The organism is Comamonas sp. (assembly GCF_036643215.1).
In the GTDB taxonomy this organism is placed as follows: domain Bacteria; phylum Pseudomonadota; class Gammaproteobacteria; order Burkholderiales; family Burkholderiaceae_C; genus Comamonas.
Genome location: NZ_JAVXSJ010000027.1, coordinates 17,095 through 40,099, shown reverse-complemented (window position 1 = coordinate 40,099; position 23,005 = coordinate 17,095). Strand labels below are relative to the sequence as shown.

General features: G+C 60.1%; 20 protein-coding genes. 7 read left to right on the top strand and 13 right to left on the bottom strand.

Annotation, left to right across the window (positions count from 1 at the left end; genetic code table 11):
* Positions 1–70: 70 nt before the first annotated feature.
* Genes RSF91_RS16160 through RSF91_RS16120 form a run of 9 tightly spaced genes read right to left on the bottom strand, consistent with a single transcriptional unit; the run spans position 71 to position 9,908 of the window.
* Positions 71–1,264: an acyl-CoA dehydrogenase family protein gene (locus tag RSF91_RS16160; protein ID WP_332569382.1), complete on the bottom strand. Its 1,194-nt coding sequence runs from the start codon at positions 1,262–1,264 to the stop codon at positions 71–73.
* Between the two features lie 9 nt (positions 1,265–1,273).
* A complete protein-coding gene (locus RSF91_RS16155; protein ID WP_332569381.1) occupies positions 1,274–2,341 on the bottom strand; it encodes an MBL fold metallo-hydrolase in 1,068 nt (355 codons plus the stop codon).
* Positions 2,334–4,145: a long-chain-acyl-CoA synthetase gene (locus RSF91_RS16150; RefSeq protein ID WP_332569380.1), complete on the bottom strand. Its 1,812-nt coding sequence runs from the start codon at positions 4,143–4,145 to the stop codon at positions 2,334–2,336. Before RSF91_RS16150 ends, RSF91_RS16155 begins: the two co-directional genes overlap by 8 nt.
* 39 nt (positions 4,146–4,184) lie before the next feature.
* Entirely contained in the window at positions 4,185–5,366 is a 1,182-nt protein-coding gene (locus RSF91_RS16145) for an acyl-CoA dehydrogenase family protein (RefSeq protein ID WP_332569379.1), read from the bottom strand.
* Between the two features lie 16 nt (positions 5,367–5,382).
* The gene (locus RSF91_RS16140; RefSeq protein WP_332569394.1) at positions 5,383–6,555 is read right to left on the bottom strand and encodes a lipid-transfer protein; all 1,173 of its coding nucleotides are present in this window, start codon (positions 6,553–6,555) and stop codon (positions 5,383–5,385) included.
* A 32-nt stretch (positions 6,556–6,587) separates the two neighbouring features.
* Complete coding sequence (locus tag RSF91_RS16135) at positions 6,588–7,004, bottom strand: MaoC family dehydratase (protein WP_332569378.1); 417 nt, start codon at positions 7,002–7,004, stop codon at positions 6,588–6,590.
* A 12-nt stretch (positions 7,005–7,016) separates the two neighbouring features.
* Positions 7,017–8,132: an acyl-CoA dehydrogenase family protein gene (locus RSF91_RS16130; protein ID WP_332569377.1), complete on the bottom strand. Its 1,116-nt coding sequence runs from the start codon at positions 8,130–8,132 to the stop codon at positions 7,017–7,019.
* Positions 8,133–8,147: 15 nt separating this feature from the next.
* Positions 8,148–9,098: a Zn-ribbon domain-containing OB-fold protein gene (locus tag RSF91_RS16125; protein WP_332569376.1), complete on the bottom strand. Its 951-nt coding sequence runs from the start codon at positions 9,096–9,098 to the stop codon at positions 8,148–8,150.
* Positions 9,099–9,116: 18 nt separating this feature from the next.
* Entirely contained in the window at positions 9,117–9,908 is a 792-nt protein-coding gene (locus tag RSF91_RS16120) for an SDR family oxidoreductase (RefSeq protein ID WP_332569375.1), read from the bottom strand.
* Between the two features lie 108 nt (positions 9,909–10,016).
* Between RSF91_RS16120 and RSF91_RS16115 the strand changes: the two genes are divergently transcribed.
* Together RSF91_RS16115 and RSF91_RS16110 are read left to right on the top strand one after the other, a co-directional pair.
* Positions 10,017–10,829, top strand: a complete 813-nt coding sequence (locus RSF91_RS16115) for an enoyl-CoA hydratase (RefSeq protein ID WP_332569374.1) — start codon at positions 10,017–10,019, stop codon at positions 10,827–10,829.
* A gap of 54 nt (positions 10,830–10,883) precedes the next feature.
* Positions 10,884–11,048 (top strand): hypothetical protein, encoded by a 165-nt coding sequence (locus tag RSF91_RS16110; RefSeq protein WP_332569373.1) that lies wholly within the window; start codon positions 10,884–10,886, stop codon positions 11,046–11,048.
* A gap of 35 nt (positions 11,049–11,083) precedes the next feature.
* Here the strand turns inward: RSF91_RS16110 and RSF91_RS16105 are convergent, their stop codons facing one another.
* Positions 11,084–11,461 carry a steroid Delta-isomerase gene (locus RSF91_RS16105; protein ID WP_332569372.1) on the bottom strand — a complete coding sequence of 126 codons (378 nt, stop codon included), beginning with the start codon at positions 11,459–11,461 and terminating at the stop codon, positions 11,084–11,086.
* Positions 11,462–11,537: 76 nt separating this feature from the next.
* On the bottom strand, positions 11,538–12,311 hold the full coding sequence (locus RSF91_RS16100) for a 3-alpha-hydroxysteroid 3-dehydrogenase (protein ID WP_332569371.1): 774 nt from the start codon (positions 12,309–12,311) through the stop codon (positions 11,538–11,540).
* Between the two features lie 148 nt (positions 12,312–12,459).
* On the opposite strand from RSF91_RS16100, the gene RSF91_RS16095 reads away from it, so the two are divergent.
* On the top strand, positions 12,460–14,475 hold the full coding sequence (locus RSF91_RS16095; protein WP_332569370.1) for an FAD-dependent oxidoreductase: 2,016 nt from the start codon (positions 12,460–12,462) through the stop codon (positions 14,473–14,475).
* Positions 14,476–14,490: 15 nt separating this feature from the next.
* Positions 14,491–16,617, top strand: a complete 2,127-nt coding sequence (locus tag RSF91_RS16090) for an NAD(P)/FAD-dependent oxidoreductase (RefSeq protein ID WP_332569369.1) — start codon at positions 14,491–14,493, stop codon at positions 16,615–16,617.
* Positions 16,618–16,722: 105 nt separating this feature from the next.
* On the opposite strand, the gene RSF91_RS16085 is transcribed toward RSF91_RS16090, so the two are convergent.
* Entirely contained in the window at positions 16,723–17,493 is a 771-nt protein-coding gene (locus RSF91_RS16085) for a glucose 1-dehydrogenase (RefSeq protein WP_332569368.1), read from the bottom strand.
* 259 nt (positions 17,494–17,752) lie between these two features.
* Complete coding sequence (locus tag RSF91_RS16080; RefSeq protein WP_332569367.1) at positions 17,753–19,177, bottom strand: coniferyl aldehyde dehydrogenase; 1,425 nt, start codon at positions 19,175–19,177, stop codon at positions 17,753–17,755.
* 125 nt (positions 19,178–19,302) lie between these two features.
* On the opposite strand from RSF91_RS16080, the gene RSF91_RS16075 reads away from it, so the two are divergent.
* The 3 genes from RSF91_RS16075 to RSF91_RS16065 all read left to right on the top strand — a co-directional run bounded on the left by RSF91_RS16075 (position 19,303) and on the right by RSF91_RS16065 (position 22,967).
* On the top strand, positions 19,303–20,631 hold the full coding sequence (locus tag RSF91_RS16075) for a spinster family MFS transporter (protein WP_332569366.1): 1,329 nt from the start codon (positions 19,303–19,305) through the stop codon (positions 20,629–20,631).
* Between the two features lie 27 nt (positions 20,632–20,658).
* The gene (locus RSF91_RS16070; protein ID WP_332569365.1) at positions 20,659–21,498 is read left to right on the top strand and encodes an SDR family NAD(P)-dependent oxidoreductase; all 840 of its coding nucleotides are present in this window, start codon (positions 20,659–20,661) and stop codon (positions 21,496–21,498) included.
* 359 nt (positions 21,499–21,857) lie between these two features.
* On the top strand, positions 21,858–22,967 hold the full coding sequence (locus RSF91_RS16065; RefSeq protein WP_332569364.1) for a Rieske 2Fe-2S domain-containing protein: 1,110 nt from the start codon (positions 21,858–21,860) through the stop codon (positions 22,965–22,967).
* Positions 22,968–23,005 lie beyond the last annotated feature (38 nt).

The window sequence follows — 23,005 nt, the reverse complement described above, 5'->3', positions numbered from 1 at the left end:
GCAAGCAAGGGCCGCCCCGCAGCAATGCTGTCGTCTCCCTTTGGAGAAGCAGCAAAGCTGCTCCAGGGGGTCAAGGAAGTTCCAGCACCCGCTTCGCAATAATGTTCAGCTGCACCTCGGAGCTTCCGCCCGCGATCGTGTAGCTCTTGGAGCGCAGCCAGGCGCGGCACACATCCAGTTCATCGGCGCTGAAGTCATCGCCTTCCCAGCCCAGCCCGCGCAAGCCCAGCGCCTGCTCCAGCAGCTCGTACTTGGCCACTTCCTGCTCGGTCTGCACCAGCTTCATGATGCTGGAGGGGCCGGAGATATCCTGACGCGCCAGCGCTTTCTCCGTCACGCGGCGGTGTGTCAAGCCAAAAGCCTGAGCATCCATCAGCACGCTGGCCAGCTTGTCGCGCAGCACAGGATCATTGACCTGCCCCTGCTCATCCACCATGTAAGGCAGGGCTGTTTTCAGGGCATCGTGTGAAGGCGCACCACCTTCGGTGAACTTGGACATGGCGGCGCGCTCGTGCTGCAACAGCTTCTTGGCCAGAGACCAGCCCTCGCCTTCCTTGCCAATCAGCTGGCGCACGGGTACGCGCACATCGTCAAAAAAGACCTGACAGAAGCTGGACTTGCCACTGATCAGCTCAATAGGCTTGACCGTCACGCCAGGGCTCTTCATGTCGATCAGTACAAAGCTGATGCCTTGCTGCTTCTTGGAGCTGCTGTCGGTACGCACCAGCGCATACATCCAGTCACCCTTGTCGCCGTCAGACGTCCAGATCTTGCCGCCGTTGACGATATAGGCTTCACCCTGCTCATCCGTCACGCGCTTGGCCGATGTCTTGAGGCTGGCCAGATCAGAGCCGGCATTGGGCTCAGAGAAGCCCTGGCACCAGCGCTGCTGGCCACGCATCATGGGAACCAGATGCTCCAGCTTTTGCTCGTGCGTACCCTCTTCAACCAGCACCGGGCCCAGCATCCACACGCCCAGGTTGTACTGGGGCTGGCGGCAACCCAGTCGCGCCATCTCGGTTTCGAGGATCCGCGCTTCTTTCGGGTTGAGACCGCCGCCGCCATATTCCTTGGGCCAGGCGGGTGCGAACCAGCCACGGTCGCGCATGCGCTCAAACCACAGCTTCTGGTCTTCGTTGATGAATTCCAGCTGGGAGCTACCCCACACCATTTCTTCCGAAACGATGGGGCGGCGCATGCTGACCGGGCAGTTTTCTTCCAGCCAGCCAGCGACTTCTTGTTTGAATGTTTCTAGTTCCGTCATGGCAATTCCTTACGTCAACGAAAAATACGCAATCTTGCCTTCTCGGGACTGGCGCGAAAGCTCTCCAGCCAGGTAAAGAAGGTTCAAATGGGCCATGGTTTCCCCTAGTGCCATCAGGCGATCAACGGGGCCGCGCAGCTTGGGAAAGAGCACCGGAACCAGCTCTGCCGCCGACGCACGTCCCACTTGCTGCAGATGCGACTTGAGAAAATCAAACTGCTGCTCGTGGTGCTCCCGGATCTGATCCAGCCGCTCGTGCAAACCGTAGAACACGCCTTGATGCGAAGGCAGAACCAGCGTATCTGCAGGCAAGCTGTGCAGGCGCTGCAGCGATGCCATCCAGTCCTTGAGCGGGTTGCCCTCGGGCTCGATGGGGCTGACCATCACGTTCGATGTGATGCGCGGCAGCACCTGATCGCCCGCCAGCAAGATGCCGTCTTCTTCGCAGTACAGACAGGCATGCTCTGGCGAGTGACCTTCACCCAGCACAATGCGCCATCGTCGGTCACCTACCTGCAGCACCTCGCCAGGGCGAATGCGCTGATAGTTGCTCGGCGGCTTGGGCATAAACGGGTCTTTGCGCATGGCGCCGACCATGTGATCCAGCTCTTCATCCGTGACCCCGGAGCGCGCATAGAAGTCTCGGTGCGACTGTGGCAGCGGATCAGGCGGCGGCCCCATCAGCGAGCGCAGCATCATGAACTCGCCATAAGTCATCAGCAGCGGCACGCCAAAGCGCTCCTGCAACCAGTGGGCAGCACCCGCATGGTCGTAGTGGCAGTGGGTGCAGATCACGCGGGTCAGCGGCTGGCCGGCCAGCTTTTCCGTGAAGATCTTTTCCCACAGCTCAAAGGTGCTGGGAATACCCAGCCCCGTATCAACCATCGCCCAACCTTCGCCATCTCGTAGCAGGTAGACATTGATGTGGTCCAGCGACATGGGCATGGGCATGCGCAGCCACAGCAGACCGGGGACGATCTCCACATGGCTGCCATCGGGCTTTGGCGGCTCGAAGGGGTAGCGCAGTACGTCTGCGGGCTTGGCCCGGGCGCGTTCTTGCGCGACAGCGTTATCCACGCAGAGCCTCCTCAACTGCAGTTGCGGTCAGCGGCACATAGGTCTGCAGCTTGTCATTGCGCACAAACAGCGGGTCGCTGGTCTGGGCTGCGTCATAGCCCTGCTTTTGCAGATCGACCTTGCGCAGCTTGTAGTTGCCAGTCATGTCAGGCGTATCCATCAGGCGCACAAACTGCGGTGCAGCGTAGCGCGGCAGACGGGCAATGGCCATATCCCAGAAGGCCTTGGGCTCAAACTGTGCATCTTCCTGCATCACCAAAGCCGCCATGCCAGCACGGCCGCCGTGGCCGGGTACCTGCACGCCATAAACGGTGATAGCGTCAAGGCCGTTAAAGTCGCCCAGCGCATCGCTGACTTCCATGGTCGAGACGTTCTCGCTCTTCCAGCGGAAGGTGTCGCCAATGCGGTCCACAAACCAGCAGTAGCCGTCTTCATCGCAGCGCAGCAAGTCGCCAGAAGTCCACCACACATCGCCTTCCTGGAAGACATTACGCAGCAGCTTTTTCTCTGAAGCCTCGACGTTGGTATAGCCCTCAAAGCGGCCTGCTACCACGCCCGGGTACTGAATCACCATGCCGATAGCTTCGCCTGGCTCGTCCACACCCGCCAGTTGCAGAAAGCCATTTTCGTCACGAATGTAGTCACCCTTTTCCTGATCGAAACGCACCAGGCGCAGATTGGTCTTTTCCCAGTAAGGAACGCGACCACAGGAGCCAATGCGGTTATCCAGATTGATGGTATTGGTGTTGGATTCAGTGCCGCCCCAGCCTTCAAAGATCTGGAAGTCGGCGCCAAAGCGCCCCGTCCACTGCTGCCAGATTTCTGGCGTCAGACCCGTGCCGGCCATCTTGCGCAGAGTGTGATCCTTGTCGTTATCTGCAGCAGGAACGCTGAGCAGAAAGCGGCAGATCTCGCCAACGTACTGGCAGAAGGTGATGTCATAGGCGCGGATATCGCTCCAGAACTCGCTGCGGCTGAACTTGCGGCGCACCACAATGCGTGCACCTGCCGCCATGGCCGTAGCCGTCAGCGACATGGAGGCTGCGCCGTGGTACAGCGGCAAGAAGCAGTAAAAGCAATCGTCCTTGGTGATCTCCCACAGCACCTGCATGGAGTCACCCGCCATCAGCCAGCGCGCGTGGCTGATGACTGCTGCCTTGGGCAGACCTGTAGTGCCCGAGGTGAAGATGTACTGCGCCGTATCACCCGCCAGCACGCCTTCGCGCCACGCAAGCGGCACGGGGGCGCCATCCTCAGTCATGGCCAGCGCCTGCAGGTCTGCGCCAAACTGCTCAAGCACACCAGCGGCAGCCAGGCGGCTTTCATCAGGCCAGTGCCAGTAGGTCAGCGTGGTGTTCAGGCCATCGGTCTGCGCAAAGCGCTCGGCACATTCTTCACCCACGATCACATGGCTGGCACTGGTGACTTCCAGCGCATGCACCAGAGGCTTGCCAGCCACATGGGTGTTGATGAAGGCCACGACCGCACCCAGTTTGGCAATACCAAACCAGGCGAAGAAAAATGCAGCGCGATTTTCAATGGCCATGGCCACCACATCGCCCTTTTTCACGCCCTGCTCATGCAGCGCACGTGCCACCTGGTTCGCGCGCTGATTGAACTGTGCGTAGGTGTAGCGCACATCGCCTTCTGTCAGAAAGGTGCGCTCACCAAAGTCGCGCACGCAGTCATCCAGGCGGTCTGCCATCGTGTAAGGCGTGGCAGCCATGTACTTGGCCGCGATGGGGGCGCGACGATCCAGCTTGAGCTGGGTCTGCTCGCGCGACACCAGAGTGGTTTCACTCATCACCTGTCTCCTTGTCTTTGTTATGTGTGAGAGGTTCGCTCAGCGCTGAGGGCGCGGCATACCCAGGCCGAACTGAGCAATCAGCTCGCGCTGAATCTCGTTCGTGCCACCACCAAAGGTGTTGATAGGTGCTGCACGCAGCTCATACTCCAGCTCGCCCATCAGGTAGGCAGCGGCAGAACCACCACGCACCAGAGAGCTGCTGCCCACGATGTCCATCAGGCGGTGCAGCACTTCCACCACGCCTTCAGAGCCATAGACCTTGGTGGCAGATGCCAGACTCACGTCCATGGCTCCGGCTTCCAGACTTGCCGCAATACGGAAGTTGGTCAGGCGCATGGCTTCGATGCGGGTGTAGCACTCCGCCAGGCTTCGGCGCACCCAGGCCTGATCGACCGCGCGGCGGCCGTTTTCATCCTTGGCCTTGGCCCATTCCAGTACCTTGGTGAAGGGGCCGAACACTTTGTCAGACCATGCACCTAGACCCAGACGCTCGTGATTGAGCTGAGCGGTAATCAGCCTCCAGCCACCGTTGAGCGAGCCAATCAGGCGGCTTGCAGGCACTTCAACATTGTCGAAATACGTAGCAGCCGTGAAGTTGCCAACGGTCTGAATCAGCGTGTGCGAAAAGCCCTTGGCCTTGGCATCCACTACCATGATGGAGATGCCTTTGTGGCGCGGCAGATCCTGATCAGTACGTGCAGCCAGCCACACATAGTCAGCCGACTCAATGCCCGAGGTCCACAGCTTTTGGCCGTTGACCACGAAATGGCCGCTTTGCAGATCGCCTTGCAGCTGGGCTTGAGTCTTGAGCACCGCCAGATCAGAGCCTGCGCCGGGCTCGGAGTAACCAATGGCGAAAATGATGTCGCCAGAGGCCATGCCGGGCAGAAACTCTTTTTTCTGCGCTTCAGTACCATGCTCCATCAGCGCAGGGCCAACGGTGCTGATGGTCACGAAGGGCAGAGGTGCGCCTGCGATGTTGGCTTCTTCAAAGAAGATCAGCTGCTCGGTAGCCGACAGGCCCTGACCGCCATACTCCTTGGGCCAGCCAATGGCCAGCCAGCCGTCGCGCCCCATCTTGCGGATCAGGGCGCGGTACTCGTCGCCGCCCTCGGCACCGCGCATGCGGGCCTTGATCTCGGGCGTCATCAGGTTCTGGAAGTAGTCACGGCACTTCAGGCGCAGCGCATGCTGCTCCGGGGTCAAATCAATGAACATGGTTTGCCCCTTTCAATCAAGCGCGGTCGCCCAGAATCAGGCCGCTGGTGGGCACGCCGGTACCGGCTGTCACCACCATGTTGTGCACGTCCTTGACCTGGTTGACCGAAGTACCGCGAATCTGACGCACTGCCTCGGCAATGCCGTTCATGCCGTGGATATAAGCCTCGCCCAGCTGACCGCCGTGGGTATTGATGGGCAAAGAGCCGCCACGCGCATGCTCGCCAGCGCGGATGAAGTCTTTGGCCTCGCCACGCTTGACGAAACCGAACTCTTCGAGCTGGGGCAGCACAAACGGCGAGAAGTGGTCATACAGCACGGCGCTTTGCACGTCCTGAGGGCTCAGGCCACTCTGCTTCCACAGCTGGCTGGCCACATGGCCCATTTCAGGCAGACCGGTGATGTCTTCGCGGTAGAACGAAGTCATGGACTGCTGGCCATCAGAGATGCCTTGAGCGGCAGCCTTGATGAACACAGGCTTGGCCTTCAGGTCGCGTGCACGATCGCTGGAGGTAATGACCATGGCCACGGCACCGTCAGACTCCTGGCAGCAGTCCAGCAAATGCAGGGGCTCGCAAATCCAGCGGCTGGCCTGGTGCTCTTCCAGCGTAATAGGCTTGCCGTAGAAGAAGGCAGCAGGATTGGTGGCAGCAAAGTCGCGCACGGCAACAGCAACACGACCAAAGTCTTCGCTCGTGGCGCCAAAAGCGTGCATGTAGCGACGGGCAAACATGCCCACCCAGGCTGCAGGCGTGTGGAAACCATGGGGCATATACCAGCCATAGTTCACGTTATCGAAGAAGGGCGAGCTGCCGAAGCCGTAGCTGCCGGTGCCAAAGCGGTACCAGCTGCGCTCGTTCATGGCGCGGTACACCACCACCGTCTTCGCAACGCCCGTCGCCACTGCCATCGCGGCATGCAGCACTGGGCCGCAAGCTGCGCCGCCGCCATGCGGCACTTGCGAGAAGAAGTTCACATTGCGCGCACCCAGCAGGCGGGCGATTTCATACTCGGGAACCTTGTCCACGGAATAGGACGAGAAGCCGTCCACTTCCTTGGGGTCGATGCCCGCATCCGCCAGAGCAGCCAGCGTGGCTTCCATCGCCAGACGCAGCTCAGTACGGCCGGAGTTTTTGGAAAATTCTGTAGCGCCCAGACCCGCAATGGCGGCGCGACCGGAAATATTCATATCGTTCACAGGAATGTCTCCGTTTGTTGTTCTTAAGGCAGGGCGACTTGCACAGTGCCGCTGACGTGGGAGCCCATGGAGTTGGTGCCCTTCAAGGTGACTTGGACGCTGCGCGTGGCATCGTTCTTCTCCGTCACGGAGGCCGTGAACTTCATCGTGTCACCGGGGTAGTTAGGCGCACCCAGACGAATCTTCAGATCCATCAGACGCGACTCGGGGCCAGCCCAGCTTTCGACAAAACTCTGCACCAGACCATTGGTGGTCAGGATGTTCATGAAGATGTGGGGCGAGCCCAGCGCACGTGCAGCATCGCGGTCGTGGTGACCGGGAAAGTAGTCACGCGTTGCAATGGCGCCGCCTGCAATCAGCGGCACAGTCACGGGCACGCTCAGGGGTTGGAGTTCGTCGCCGACGTTCACCGATTCAAAGCGAGGTGTTTGATTTGCCATGATGTTGTCTCCTTAGCGGTCTTCAGTAAGGTCGTACTTCCAGCCGAGCGTGTCGTTGTCTGCGAGCCACTGGCCCAGGGCTTCCAGGTGCTGATCGGCGCTGCCGAACTCAACAGCCAGCGCGCGGCACCAGAGCAGGTAGCGGTGCATGTGATAGGTCACATCCACACCCATGCCGCCGTGCACGTGCTGTGCCACGCGGCCAATCTTCAAGCCCAGCTCATTGGACTGAACGCGCACTGCATGCGCCTGAGGTGCGCAAGGCAGGTTGGCATCCAGTCGCCAGACCAGCTGGCTCAAGGCGCTGCGCTGGGCTTGCAAAAGGATGTAGCCATCTGCCATCTGGCCTTGCACCAGCTGGAAGGTGCCGATGGGGCGATCGAACTGCTTGCGCTCGGTCACGTATTCCACGGTGCGGCGCAGTTGCTCCTGCGTCACGCCTTGCTGCAGGCTGGCCAGGCAGGCAATCGCCTGCTCGCTCACCCACTCCACTGCGCGGCTGCTCAGCACGGCGATCACAGGGGTGGCGCTGAACTGAATATCGGCCACAGCACAGTAGTCCTGGCGCATACCATCGACACGCAGAACGCCAGCGGCTTGCAGGCTGACCAGTACCATTTTGGTAGTACCGTTCTCTGCCGCAGCGGCCACCAGAGCCAGATCGGCCTGTGCAGCCAGAGCGACTGCGTTGAGCGATCCGTGCAGCTGGCCATCCTTGATCTGCAGCGAAGGGCCACGGCTGGCGACCAGGTTTTCCAGCGACAGCGCAATCAGCGCGCCTTCCAGAACCGATTGCACCGCTGCCGTGACACGGGGGTCATCACCACCAAACTTGGCCACCGCAGCAGCAGCCACTTGCTGCTGCCACAGAGGAACCTGCGCCAGAAAGCGGCCCTGCTGCTCCAGCACGGCCAGCAGCTCGGTCGTTCCCAGACCCAGACCACCTGCGGCCTCGGGCACCAGAATGGTGTTCAGGCCAGAGGCAACGCATTGCTGCCACAGGTCCTGCATGAAAGGCTGACCCGAGGCATCGTGCTCGCGCAGCTTGTCGTCGGTGCAATAGTCAGCAAACAGGCTTTGCGCCATGTCTGCAAATGCACGCTGGTCTTCAGTCAGTTGAAAGTCCATGACAGGCTCCTCAACTCAGGCCACAGGGCGGAACTGAGGCAGCGTCAGTTCACCATCATTAAAGGTGTTGAACTCGACCTGAACCTTCTGGCCCACCTGCACATCGCTAGGCTTGATGCCGACCAGCTGTGCAATCAGGCGCACGCCCTCTTCCAGCTCAATCAGACCAATGGGGTTTGGATGATCGAACGGGGGCACTTCGGGGTAGTGCATGACCACAAAGGAGTAAACCGTACCCTTGCCGCTGGCCTCCACCGTATCCCAGTCAAACGAATGGCACTTGGGGCAGACCGGGCCCGGTGGGTGGTGCAGGTCGCCACAGCTTGTGCAGCGCTGAATCAGCAGCTTGCCTTGCTTGGCGCCTTCCCAGAAGAAGCGGTTGTCATCGCTCACGCCAGGTGCGGGGCGCTTGATCTTGGGTGCAGCCGCTTCAGCAGCCGGTGCAGGTGTGTGCACATTGGCAGGGCGGAACTTGAAGACGCGGAACATCAGCTGACCGACCTTCTCGTCTTCGCCATTCTTGGCCTTGATCGAGAAGAAATCCATGATCAGCGTGACAAAGTAGCCCGTGCCCAGACCCGTGGTCTTTTCTTCGCTGATCGCTTCCAGACGCGTGGTGTAGTACAGGTCTTCGCCCTCGACCACATCGCGGTCAAACGTCAGCTCGGAGTTCACCGCCACGGTGGATGGGAAGTTGTGTGCCTCGATCTGCTTCAGAACCTCATAGGGGTTCTCGGTGGTGGAGCCGGGCGGATAGTTGTTCTGCACCGGGCCTTCCATGCACCAGACCTGCAACATGGCTGGCGGCGCAATGATCTTGCCTTCGCTGTTGGACTTGACAGTCACGCCCATCAGCTCGCACCACTGGCGAATCATCGGGCTGTTGACCTTATCCCAGGCATAAATACGCCCGTACTGCTTGCCCACGTAGGTGCGGACTTCTGTCATCCAGTCTTGATCGGTCAAGATTGTCTCCTTTGAAATTCAGTGATTTTTCTGTGCGGAATCTGAGTTCGAGGCCCCCAGAAATGCCGGGCGCTCACCGCCGCCATGCAGCAGCAAATTGGTACCGCTCATGTATGACGCGCGCTTGGACGCCACATACAGGCAGGCGTTGGCAATATCCTCTGGCTCGGCCAGACGGCCTGCGGGAATCGTTTGTGCGACGCTGGCAATACCTTCGTCGTCACCAAAGTGCAGATGCGATTGCTCGGTACGCACCAGACCGGGGCTCACGGCCACCACGCGCACCTTGGGGGCCCACTCCACCGCCAGCGAGCTGACGAGACTCAGCACAGCCGCCTTGGCCGCGCCATAGGCCGCCGTACCGGGCGAGGGGCGCAGTGCGCTGATGCTGCCGATGCAGACAATCACACCGCCGCTATCCTGCTCCTGCATGACGGCATTGGCCGCCTGCGATGCATGCAGCGTGGAGAAAAGGTTGAGGCGCAGCACGCCTTCATGAAAGCGGGGCGAGACCGTAGCGGCATCTACCGCTGGCGCACCGCCAGCGTTGTTGACGAGAACGTCCAGGCGGCCATGGCGGGTTTTCACCGCGTCAATCAGGTCCTTGACAGCCTGAGCTTCGCGGACATCGCAAGCGATGAAATCCGCAGTGCGCCCGGAAGCGGCAGGCAACTCCTCGGGCTGCTGGCGACCGCAAACCACCACCGTGGCTCCCGCTGCCAGAAATGCCTGCGCAATGCCCTTGCCGATGCCCTTGGTGCCGCCGGTCACCAGAACCACTTGATGTTGAAAGTCGTTATTCGTATCCATGGCTGCCAATTTAGGTTTCAGCACTCACCACAGATACGTCCAAAAGGACGATGTAACTCACTCCCCGTAAAACGACCATCCCCTCAGATCAAACCCTTGGAATGTCTTATGACTACATCGCCGTCTGCTATTGAAAATTTGGAAAGCGCCGAGCAGGAGCTGCTGGTGCAGCGCGCGGAGAACGGCGTCGTTATCGTCAAGCTCAACCGCCCGCAGGCCACCAATGCCCTGAGCCTGTCGCTGCAGGCCGCGCTGTCGCAGACATTTCAGGCGCTGAGCCATGACGACAGCGTGCGCTGCATCGTGCTCACCGGCGGCGAAAAAGTGTTTGCCGCGGGCGGCGATATCAAGAGCATGGACTCCTGCGGCCCTATAGAAATCATGAAGCGCCACACCGAGCGCGTCTGGGCGCCCATTGAAAACTGCCCCAAGCCCATCATTGCCGCTGTCTGCGGCTATGCCTTTGGCGGCGGCGCCGAGCTGGCCATGCACTGCGACATCATCATTGCCGGCCAGGGCGCCAGCTTTGCCCAGCCAGAAATTCGCATCGGCATCATGCCGGGCATTGGCGGCACCCAGCGGCTGGTGCGCGCCGTGGGCAAATTCCAGGCCATGCGCATCCTGCTGACCGGCAAACCTGTGACCGCCGACGAGGCTTACGCCATGGGTCTGGTCAGCCTAGTCTGCGCAGACGATCAGGTAATCCCTGAGTCATTAAAAATGGCGAAATTGATTGCCAACATGCCCCCGCTAGCCGTAGAGCAGATCAAGGAAGTCGTCATTGCAGGCATGGATGCATCGCTGGACACCGCCCTGATGCTGGAGCGAAAGGCCAACCAGATTCTGTTTGCCACGCAGGACCAGAAGGAAGGCATGAACGCGTTTATTGAAAAACGACAGGCGGTGTTCAAAGGGGAGTGAGTGCCTTGATGCCGGATAGAAGCCTGGCACATTCCGCGCTGGATGATTGCCGCCATGCAGCACCGCACGGCTGTTGCCCAGCTCCTAATCAGCGACATTGATGAAATCAAGCCCGGCAAGAATACGCTATCAAAACAAAAGCTGCTTGCGCCTTATATTCATAGATTCCAGATTAAAAACATTCTGAAATCCAATCTAATCAAGCGCAAGCAGCTTTGAAATCAAGAGCAGACTTCCCTCTGCTCTTTGCCGCATCAAGCCGTTGCGTGAATGTTTTTCTCACCAAACAGTGCGCGCATGCTCACGACCTTGCCTGCTTCGTTGAAGCGGAAAAAGTCGATAGGCGCAACCGTGGTCTTGCGGCCCTGGTATTCAAAACTAACGGTAAAGGCAAATGCAGCTTCATTCACCGTCGCACGCACTTCGCCTTGCAAAACCACCTGCAGCGGCAGCTTGAGCGAGTTGGCATAAAACGCCCGAATCGCCGCAATGCCGCGCTGGGGTTCAGAGCCGACAGGGTCTTCAACGGTAGCGTCATCGGCATACAAAGCCACGATGCCGTCCAGATCGCTGGCATTCAATGCATCCACGTAGCGATGCACCACGGCGGTCATATGTTCAACAGTGTTCATGCAATTTCCACGATGTTCAAAACTGACACCACCCAGAAAAAGTGGCAGCGAGGAAGGCGCGAAGCGCCTCAGGGAGTCAGAACTGCATCGGGCGCATCACCGCATCAATACCGCCGTCAATCACAATCTGCGCGCCATGCACATAGCTGGCGGCAGGGCCCATCAGAAAGGCGATGACAGAGGCCATTTCCGAAGGCTCGGCGCGGCGACCCATAGGGGGCACGAACTTGGCAATGGATTCGCCAAAGCGCGGATCTTCCAGACCGGCTTGCAGCAGCGGGGTCTCTGTGGCACCGGGGGCGATGGTGTTCAGGCGCACGCCAGCCTGGCCCCATGCGGTAGCGCGCTTGCGCACAGCCACCGTCAGCGCGTTCTTGCTGCCTGCATAGGCCAGGTTGCCGCCCTGCTCGCCAGCACCCTCCACAATGGCGCGAGCCTTGGCCTCTTCACCCGCCTCCAGCGGTGCAGCCAGCGGGTTCTTGTCAAACGGCAAGTGGGCCGCTGCCACTGATGAGATAACGACGGCTGCAGGCTGCTTGCCATTTTTCAGCTCAGGCAGAAAAGCGTCCATCAACTCGACCGAGCCAAAGTAGTTGACCGATACGACGTTGCCAAGCACCTTGGTCTGCGGGCCCAGACCGGCGCACAGCACGAGACCGTCCATACCATCGCTGCACTTTGCCAGCACATCGGCAATCGCCTGCTTGCGGCCTTCAGTGGTGGAAAGGTCGGCAATCACTTCTGCATCACGGATATCAATACCGATGATCTGGTGACCCGCCTCTTCCAGGGCCTTGCGAGTGGCTGCGCCAATGCCGGTTGCACAGCCGCTCATCACGATAGTGGACATGTCTCTTCCTTCTCTGTTTGGTTGTTGGTGCCACATCAAAGCCCAAGCCTGTGGTATGCACCACATGCAAACGGACGATGTGATTAGCCTTTGGAAAAATTACTGTGGTGTTTCTGCATTGGCATCGCCATAGTCTGCTGAGCACCTCATGTACCCCTCTTTGTTCCAGCCCATTCGTGTGGGCCACCTCGCTCTGAAGAATCGCATTCTGATGGGCTCCATGCATACCGGCCTGGAGGATCAGCCTCAAGGATTCGAGAAGCTGGCCGTCTTCTATGCCGAACGGGCCCGCGAGGGGCTGCAGCTGATTGTGACAGGTGGTTTTGGCGTCAACACTCATGCGCTGGGCATGCCAGAAAACGCCGAGTTCTCCACCCTCTGTACACCCGAGCAGGCCGAGCGGCACCGCGTCATCACACAGGCCGTGCATGCCGAGGGCTGCCACATCCTCATGCAGCTGCTGCATGTGGGACGCTACGACCACGGCAGCGGCGGCGTATCACCCAGCAGCGTGATCTCCAAGCTCAGCAACCGCAGCTCGCTGGAGCTGAGCCATGAGCAGATCGAGCAAATCATTGCCGACCATGTGCGCTGCGCGCTGCTGGCCAAAGATGCGGGCTACGACGGCGTGGAAATCATGGGTGGCGAGGGCTATCTGATCAACCAGTTTCTGGCCCCTGTCACCAACTTCCGTGAGGATGGCTGGGGCGGCGACGCCCAAGGTCGCAGCCGCTTTCCACTGCGCATCGTGCAGGGCATTCGCGCAGCCTTGCCTGAGAATTTTGTCATCAGCTTTCGCCTGTCGCTAATGGATCTGGTCGAACATGGCAGCCACTGGCTGGAAGTACTTGACCTGGCCCGCCAGCTTGAAGCGGCAGGCGTAGACCTTTTCAACACCAGCGTGGGCTGGCACGAGGCCCGCATACCCACCGTCGCCATGGTGGTGCCCCGCGCTGCCTTCAGCTGGGCTGCGCAGCAGCTCAAGCAGACGGTGAGCGTGCCCGTGGTAGCCAGCAACCGCATCAACACCCCCGAAGTGGCGGACGATCTCATCGCTCAAGGTCACGCCGACATGGTGGCCATGGCACGCCCGTTTCTAGCCGACCCGGCTTTTGTGCGCAAATCGCAGGCGGGACAGAGCAGCGCCATCAACACCTGCATTGCCTGCAATCAGGCTTGTCTGGACCGCATCTTCACGCGCCAGCCAATCAGCTGTCTGGTCAACCCCCGCGCCTGCCGCGAGTGGGAGTGGCCGATCAAGAAGGCTGAAAAATCGATCAAGGTTGCCGTTCTGGGCGCAGGCCCCGCAGGCCTGGCCTGCGCCCGTGAGGCCGCAGAGCGCGGCCACCGCGTGACCTTGTTTGAGCCCAGCATCCGCATTGGCGGGCAACTGTTTCTGGCGCAGAAGATTCCCGGCAAGCAAGAACTGGGCGAAACGCTGCGCTATTTTGAAAGCGAAATTCAGCGCCTTGGCATTGAGCTGCGCCTGAACACCACGCCCAATGTGGCTGCGCTGGCCGACTTTGATCATGTGGTGGTTGCCAGCGGCGTGGTGCCACGGCGCAGCGGCATTGCCGGCGAGAACAATGCCAAGGTGGTGGACTATATGGAGGCGCTGCGCAACCCGCGCTTTCTGGGTGAGCGCGTCGCCATTGTGGGCGCAGGCCCTCTGGGCTTTGATGTGGCCGAACTACTGAGCCACAGCAAGGCTGAGGACGGCAGCGTGGCTGCCTTTGAGCGCGAATGGGGCATTGACCAGAAACGCGAGCTGCGCGGCGGCATCAAGCCCATCGAAACCATTGAATCCCCACGTCAGCTCTGGCTGCTTCAGCGCAGCAAGCTGCCCATGGGTAAAACCCTGCCCACCACCACGGGCTGGATTCGCCGCACCAAACTCAAGAACAAAAGTGCCCGCCTGTTCAACGATGTGAAGTACATCCACATCGACGACAACGGCCTGCACCTGCGCATTGGCGGCGAGCAGCGCTGCCTGAGCGTGGACAACATCGTGGTCTGCGCCGGACAAGAGTCACACAACCCCTGGTCGGCCCGGCTTGAAGCACACAATATTGCGCATACCGTGATTGGCGGAGCGCGAGATGCTCACCAAATTGATGCGACACGAGCCATCAACGAAGGCGCAGAACTTGGCAGAAAACTATAGGAGACAGCAAAGAAAATGAGCAACCCCCACGCATCCCTGCTTCAGTCCGGACGCATCGGCTCCATGGAGCTGAAGAACCGCATCGCCATGGCGCCCATGGGCGAGAACTATGGCGGCACCGATGGCATCTGCGGCGAACGCGCCCAGGCCTACTACGAAGAGCGCGCCAAGGGCGGCACCGGCCTCATCATCATGGGCACGGCCGCCATCTCCTGGCCTTCAGGCACCAGCGAGCCACACCAGCTGGGCATCTCGGAGGACTCGTTCATTCCAGGTCTGGCCGAAGTCACGCTCCGCGTGCATGCGCACGGCGGCAAGGTCGCCATTCAGATCAACCACAGCGGCAAAGTCGCCGCCAATGACCGCACCCATGGCCGCGAGATGTGGGTATCGTCCATGCCTCCGGATGGCCCCACGCCCGAGGCCATGCGGACCATCACACCCAAGGAGTTCTCGACCTTCGTCGGTATCGGCCCCTACCCTGACCGCTACCGCGTGATGGACAAGGCCGACATTGCACAGATGATCGAATGGTTTGGAGCCGCCGCCGTGCGCGCCAAGCAGGCCAACTTTGATGCGGTTGAAGTGCATTGCGCACACAACTACATGATTGCGAACTTCCTCTCGCCCTTCTTCAACAGCCGCACCGATGAATACGGCGGCAGCTATGAAAACCGCAGCCGCCTGCTGCGCGAGGTACTGACCGAAGTGCGCAAGCGCGTGGGACCGGACTTTCCGGTCTGGGTGCGCCTGGACTCTGAAGAGATGCACACGCCCGGTGGCATCGTCATGGAAGAAGCGCTCAAGACCGCCAAGATCTGCGAAGAGCTGGGCATGAACGCCATCAGCGTCTCGGCCTATGCTCGCCTGACCACTGGCACGGCCTTCACCGATGCCCCCATTCCGCAAAAGCAGAACGCCTATCGCGACTTCGCCAAGCAGTTCAAGAAGGCGGTGAGCCTTCCCATTATCTCGGCAGGCCGCTGGGAACTGGACGATGCCGCTGACGCCTTGAGCAAGGGCGAGATTGACTTTGTGGCCATGGGCCGCAAGCTGCTGGCCGAGCCTGAAATGGCCAACAAGCTGCAGGCCAACGCCGCGCAGGATGTGCGCCCCTGCATCTACTGCTATGCCTGCGTCAGCGAAATCTTCATCAACAAAGGCATCAAGTGCGCGGTCAATGCCCAAACCGGGCACGAGACCACCAAGACCATCACCTTTGCCGAAAAGCCCAAGCATGTGCTCATCGTCGGTGGTGGCCCTTCCGGCATGGAAGCGGCGCGCGTGGCTGCTCTGCGCGGCCACCGCGTGACGCTGGCTGAGCGCAGCGACCGCCTGGGCGGCACGTTGTTCTTTGCCGCACTAGCCTACCCGGAAAACGGCCGCCTGCTGGACTATCTCGTCAAGCAGATGAAGCACCCGCAGATCGACGTGCGCCTGAACACCACGGTAGATGCAAAGTTGCTGGCTGACCTCAAGCCCGACGAAATTCTGGTGGGCACTGGCGCCAAGCGCGCTGCGCCCCCGATTCCCGGCGCAAATCAAGACCATGTGTGGAGCGGTGACGAGCTGCGCCGCCTGATGACGGGCGACCGCGCCGACGAGATTGCCAAGGCCAAGCTGAACCTGGCCGAGCGCGCACTGTTCAAGGCCGGCGGCATGCTCAAGGTGACGGACAGCACGGCAGCGATTCAGAACCTGTCCAAACTGTGGATGCCCTTGGGCAAGCGCGTAACCATTATTGGCGCGGGTCTGGTGGGACTGGAGCTGGCCGAATTCCTGATTGAGCGCGGCCGCGAAGTCACGGTTCTGGACCCTGGCACACACCCCGGTTCTGAGCTGCCCATCGTGCGCCGCTGGCGCGTGTATGACGCCGTGAAAAACCACGGCAAGCTGCTGATGCAAGCCAACGTCACCCAGATCGACCGCAAGGAAGTTATCTGGACCGACAAAAAAGGCGAGGAATACCGCACGCCTGCTGACTCCGTCGTTCTGGCCATGGGCGCCGAGGCCGACTCCACCGTGGCCGATCAGCTGCAGTCCATCACACAGACACCCGTGCGCCGCATTGGTGACTGCAACGATCTGGGCTATATCGAGGGCGCCATGCACTCGGGCCACCAGGCCGGCCGCACTATCTAATTTGATAGCTAATACCGTATGCAGTGATTAGGCTGCAGCGGTATTTGATTCAAACTTACTAAAAAAGGGACCTCGCGGTCCCTTTGCTTCTGGTGATGGTCAGTCTTAGAAGTTAGGCGCTTCCACGCCGCCGTCCACACCCAGCACCTTGCCGGTCACCCAGCTAGATGCGGGGCTGACCAGGAACAACGCTGCAGCAGCAATGTCCTCAGGCTGGCCCAGACGTGTCAAGGGCGTGGTGCGCTCCATGCGCTCCTTGCGCTCAGGGGTGAGGAAGGGGGCCAGCGCATCCGTCATGATGGTGCCGGGCTCAATGGCGTTGATACGCACCTTGGGGCCGAAGTCCTGCGCCAGACAGCGCGTCATCTGGTTGAGCGCAGCCTTGGCCGCAGCGTAGGCACTGAAGTACTTCTGCGAGTAACGCGCAGCCGTCGAAGAAATATTGACCACGGCGCCACCGCCTGAGGCTTCCATCGCAGCAGCAGCCTTCTGGATCAGCGTGTAGGCAGGCACCACGTTGAAGGCCAGCATCTCGCCCACGGCCTTGCCCGTGACCTTGCGCGGGTCGTTAGGGCCGCCACCGCCCACGTTATTGATGAGCACATTGATCTTGCCCAGTTCGGCCACAGTGCGGGCGATCAGGTTGTCGAGATCTTCTTCCTTGTTCACATCACCGGGCACGATGATGGCGCGTCGGCCCAGTGCCTCGATGTCAGCCTTGACCGTCTGCAGGTCTGCCTCAGTGCGCGCAAACAGCGCCACATCTGCACCAGCCTTGGCCAGCGTGATGGCACAAGCACGGCCAATACCCTTGCCAGCACCGGTCACCACGGCTACTTGGCCTTCCAGCGAAAACTGGCGAAAAATCTCGTTCATTACTCGTCCTTTAATAGCATTCTGACCCACCCATACTCTGGATGAAACGCCTTTAAAACATCTGCCAAACGGACCATGGGACAAGCCCCATGGTCAAGCGCAGGCCGTTCAGTCAGAACGATGAGCACAGCCCATCACAAAGCAAAAATGCAGAACGCCCTGCCAAGGCAAGGCGTCCAAACAAACACAGTGCAAGTGCGAGGCAGCAAAGCTGTCGTCCCCCTCCCGCGAAGCACAGAGGGGGAAAGCGCGATGCGCCTTAAGGGGTGACTGCCTGATTCAGCATCTGCGCAAACTGCTCGTTATAAGGCGGCAGCATGCCCCACTCGCGGCGCGGGTCGTGACTGCCGGCCTTGTAGACCGAGCGTGCGTGGCTGAACTCCAGGAAGCCTTCACGGCCATGGTAGTGACCCATGCCCGAAGCGCCGACACCACCAAACGGCGCATCTTCCAGCGCGGGGTGCATGACCACATCGTTGATGGAAACGCCGCCCGACAGGGTGTTGTCCAGAATCCAGTTCTGCTCGACCTCATCGCTGCCAAAGTAGTACAGCGCCAGCGGACGATCACCTTGATTGATGACCGCAACCGCTTCGCGAATGTTCTGGAAGCTGCGCAGCACCACGGCGGGGCCAAAAATTTCGTGCTGAGAAATTTCAGCATCCTGCGGCGGGTTGATGACCAGAGACAGCGGCAGACGACGATCCACACCGGCTTGCGCAGCACCTGTTTCCACCACCTGCACGCCACGGGCCTTGGCATCTTGCACATAGGCGCTGACGCGCGCGTGGTGACGTTCGTTGATCACTGGTGTCATGTCCGCATTCGCCGTGACCGAGGGGTATAGCGACTGGTACTGAGCCACGATGCCATCCATCAGCGACTGCAAGCGCGACTCATGCACCCACACCACATCGGGTGCTACGCAAAGCTGACCCGAGTTCAGCGACTTGCCCACGGCAATGCGCTCAGCCACATTGGCGATATCGGCAGAGTCACCCACCAGCACGGGCGACTTGCCACCCAGCTCCAGCGTAACAGGCACCAGGTTCTTGGCCGCAGCCACCATGATGAGCTTGCCAACGCTGGTCGAGCCCGTGAAGACCAGATGGTTCCAGGGCTGCTCGGAGAATGCAGCCGCGACTTCAGGGCCGCCCTGCACGACGGCCAGCACCTGGGGATCAAAGCGCTTTGCCACGGCCTCGGCCAGCACCTGCGCTGTGCGCGGCGCAATTTCAGAAGGCTTGAGCACGGCACGGTTGCCCGCTGCAAAAGCACAGGCCAGCGGCGACAGCAGCGTAAACAGCGGTGCATTCCAGGTGCCGATGATGCCAATCACGCCCTTGGGCTGGTACTTGACCCAGGCCGAGGCGCCAAACATGTCAAAAGGTTTGACGCTGGGACGCACGGAATCGCCCAGCCACTCTGTCAGATGATCACGTGCGTGCTTGAGCGAGGACAGCGAGCCCAAAATGTCATTGGCCAGCGAAAAAACGGCTGGGCGACCGCCAAAATCTTCACCCATAGCCTGGCACAGCGCATCTTTGGACTCTACCAGCAGGTCAATGACTTGCTGAATGCGCTGCACACGCACCTCGGCACTGACGGCGCCTTCTGCGATAAAGGCCTGGTTCTGCATGTCCAGCAACTGGCGAATGCCAATGGACGAATTTGTCTGGGTCATTTAGTCTCCTTGATATTTCTCGTAAAAGCCATGAGCGGAAGATCACATGCTCAGACCTGAGGATTTCCCGGTCGTCGTCCAAAAAGACGATGGCATAACCCTAGGCCACCCTCACGATGCTGCGCATGCACACCCCTCAAACCTCGCCCCCCACCGTCACATGGCGCACTCATCTGAGTCTTGCCCTGCTTGCACTGGTCTATATTTTCTCTTTCATTGACCGCCAGGTGCTCTCTATTTTGCTGGAGCCCATCAAGCAGGAGTTCGGAGCGTCCGACACTCAGATGGGGCTGCTGACGGGGCTGGCCTTTGGCCTGATTTATGCGCTACTGGGTATTCCCGTAGGGCGCATGGCCGATACGCAGAACCGTCGCAATATCGTGGCGGTGTGCTGTGGCGTATGGAGCCTGGCCACTGCCGCGTGCGGCTTTGCCACTCAGTACTGGCACATGCTGGCCGCCCGCATGAGCGTGGCTGTGGGCGAAGCGGGGGGCATGGCACCATCGATCTCCATTGTTTCGGACTCTTATCCGCCCAAGATGCGCTCGTTCGCCATCAGCCTGTTCATGATGGGCCCGAACCTGGGTACGCTGCTGGGCCTGGTCATTGGCGGCATGGTGGCCCAGTACTACGGCTGGCGCTCGGTGTTTCTGGCCTTTGGCATACCCGGAGTGATTCTGGCCGTGCTGGTGTACTTTTTTGTCAAAGAGCCTGTTCGTGGTGCTTATGAAGCGCCAAAGGCCAAGCCTGCGGTCGATGCGGCACGCGAGCCCTTGCTCAAGCAGGTGTTGCGCCTGCTGAGCATGAAGGCGATGCGCAATATCTGCCTGGCCTGTGGCATGGCGGGTATTGCGGGCTATGGCTATGGCGTGTGGGCACCTAGCTTTTTCATTCGCATACACGGCATGAGCATCTCGCATGCGGGCCTGGTCTTTGGTATTGCCAGTGGCTCTGGCGCCGTGCTGGGTGCCATGTTCTGCGGCTGGCTGTCCGACAAGCTTTGCCAGCGTGATAGCCGCTGGCAACTGCGCCTAGCCGCCATTGGCAGCTTCATCGCCGTGCCCGCTGGCCTGGGCGTGTTTTTCTGGCCCGTCTCTGACTTCTGGATGCTGGGCAACATCAAAGTACCGGTTGCCATGGCGTTTGCTCTGATGTTCGGCTTCTTCGGCGCCTGGTTTGCCACGCTGTCATACAGCGCCATCAGCCAGCTGGTAGGCGCGGGCGAGCGCAGCGTAGCCGCTGCTGTGCTCAACCTCTTCATCACCTTGCTCGGCGTGGGCGTGGGGCCTCTGGTCACGGGCATGCTGTCGGACTACTTTGCCAAGACCCATGGCACGGAAGGCCTGCGCCTGGCGCTGTCCGGAGTGACACTGATGTTCCTGCTGACGGTGCTGTTCTTTATGCTGGCCATCAAACCCTACAAGCAACACCTGCAGCAAATGCAGTCCGCCTGATCACAACAAAAATACGGAGACTTCTTCATGACTCAACCCGTCGTCCTCATCACCGGTGCCAGCCGTGGCATTGGCGCTGCCACCGCCGTCTTCTTTGCCAGCAAAGGCTGGCGCGTCGCCATCACCGCCCGCACGCTGACCGAAGGCGCACAGCTTGATAACCAGCTGCGCCTGCCTAACGGCCAACTGCTCTCGGGCAGCCTGCAATCCACCGCTGACGCGATTGAAGCCGCTGGCGGCGAGGTGTTCTCACACGTCATGGACCTGATGGACCTCGACAGTCTGGACAAGGCCGCCGATGCCGTGCTGGCACGCTTTGGCCGCATTGATCTGCTGATCAACAACGCCGTCTATCAGAACCGTGAAATCAACGACCTGATTCCCGACATCAGCACCGCATCGCTTGAGCGCTCCATGCTGGGTAATGTGATTGCCCCCTTCCATCTGGCGCAGCGCCTGCTGCCAACCATGGTGGCGCAAGGTGGCGGCCGCATTATCAACGTGTGCTCGGCCGCCGGTCAGTTCAACCCGCCCGTGCCTGCAGACAAGGGCGGCTGGGGCTTTGCCTACGGCGCATCCAAGGCAGCCATTGCGCGCCTGGCAGGTTGCATCAACACCGAATACAAGACGCAGGGCGTACGCGCCTTCAGCGTCAACCCCGGCGTGGTGACGACTGAAGCCGTGAAAGCGACCCTGGGTGATGATGGTGTGCTGGCCCAGCGCTATGGCGCAGCGACCCCGGAAGAAATTGCCGCAGCCCTGTTCTGGCTGGGTACGGAAGAAGAAGCTCTGCCGCTGGCCAAAGCCTTCACCATGATTGATCTGCAGCCAATCTACAAAGAGCGCGTGGCCGCAATCGCAGCGTAAATCACCGCTGCAGCGCACTGACAACAAGTCAGTGCGCTCAGGAAGGCTGCGGCGAGAACATTGCCGTCCCCTCACCCCATCAGGATGCAGAGCATGTTCGTACGTGGATGAGCATCGCTCCAAAGCCATCTGAAGCAGGACGGTAGCGCTCAACCCCAAACGCAAGAGTGAAGGCTTGACGCAGCGATACGCCAACAGCCAGAACAATAAAAAGCAGGCACTCACACTCAACATAGTGCAAACCCTTGGTGGTTTGCGCCAGATCAAAGCGGCACATCCACTCGTCCAAACAGAGTATGCGCAGCGCGGCCCCCAGCGCGAAGATTCAGTGTCTAAAACAAGATATGGAGACTTCTGCAATGGCAACCACGAAGGACTACCGCCTCGGTGAATTTACCTACCCACGTGGCTGGTTCATGATTTCCGAGGCCAAGGCGCTCGACACCCACAAGCCTGTGGCGGTGCGCTTCTTCGGCCAGGATTTCGCGATGTACCGCGGTCGCGAAAGCGGCAAGGTTGTGCTGCTGGACGCGTACTGCCCCCACATGAAGACCCACCTGGCAGCGCCCAACACCACAAGCTACGTGGTGATCGACGGCGGTGGCAGCAACGTGGAAGGCGATGGCATTCGCTGCCCTTATCACGGCTGGCGCTTTGGCGCAGACGGCAAGTGCAACGACATTCCTTACCACGATGGCGCCATTCCTGCGGCTGCAGCCGTCAAGAGCTGGACAGTGGCCGAGCAGTACGGCGCGATCTGGGTCTGGTTTGATCCCGAAGGTGGCGAGCCTGATTACGCTCTGCCCACATTTGGCGACTGGAATGACGAAACCTATGTCAACGGTCAGTGGGACTATCTGGGCGAGCTGAGCCAGCACCCCATGGAAGTCGTGGACAACATTGCCGACTACGGTCACCTGAGCCCCATCCACGGCTCCACCGTGGCGCGCTTTGAAAACGAATTCAAGGGCCACAACGCCATTCAACGCCAGTGCGGCGGCCACCGTACCCTGGTGGGCGAAGGCGGCGCCAGTGACATGCTGCACACAGACACTTGGTACCACGGCCCAGCCATTCTGGTCTCCAAGGTCAGCGGCATGTTCAACTCGTTCATGATGATCATGCACACCCCCATTGAGGACGGCAAGATCAAGGTCTGGCACAACCTGCTGGTCAAGACCGCGCACGGCGGCCTGCCCACCAAGGCTGACGAAGTCGCAGCCAAGCAGTTCCAGGAAGCCAGCCGCCTGGCCTTTGCACAGGACTTTGAAGTCTGGTCGCAAAAAGCGCCTTGCCTGAACCCGCTGTTCATCCCCAGCGACGGAGCCTTCCTGAAGGCCCGCATCTGGTACAAGCAGTTCTACAACCCCCGCACCAAGGCTACAGAGTATCTGGACCAGTGCGAAGGCAAGTACATCCCCCGTGGCATGGTTGCCTACACTCAGGAAGCCGAAGAAACAGCTGCCTGAAAGAAGTCAGATAGAAGAGTGATTCCAAGGTAAAAAAG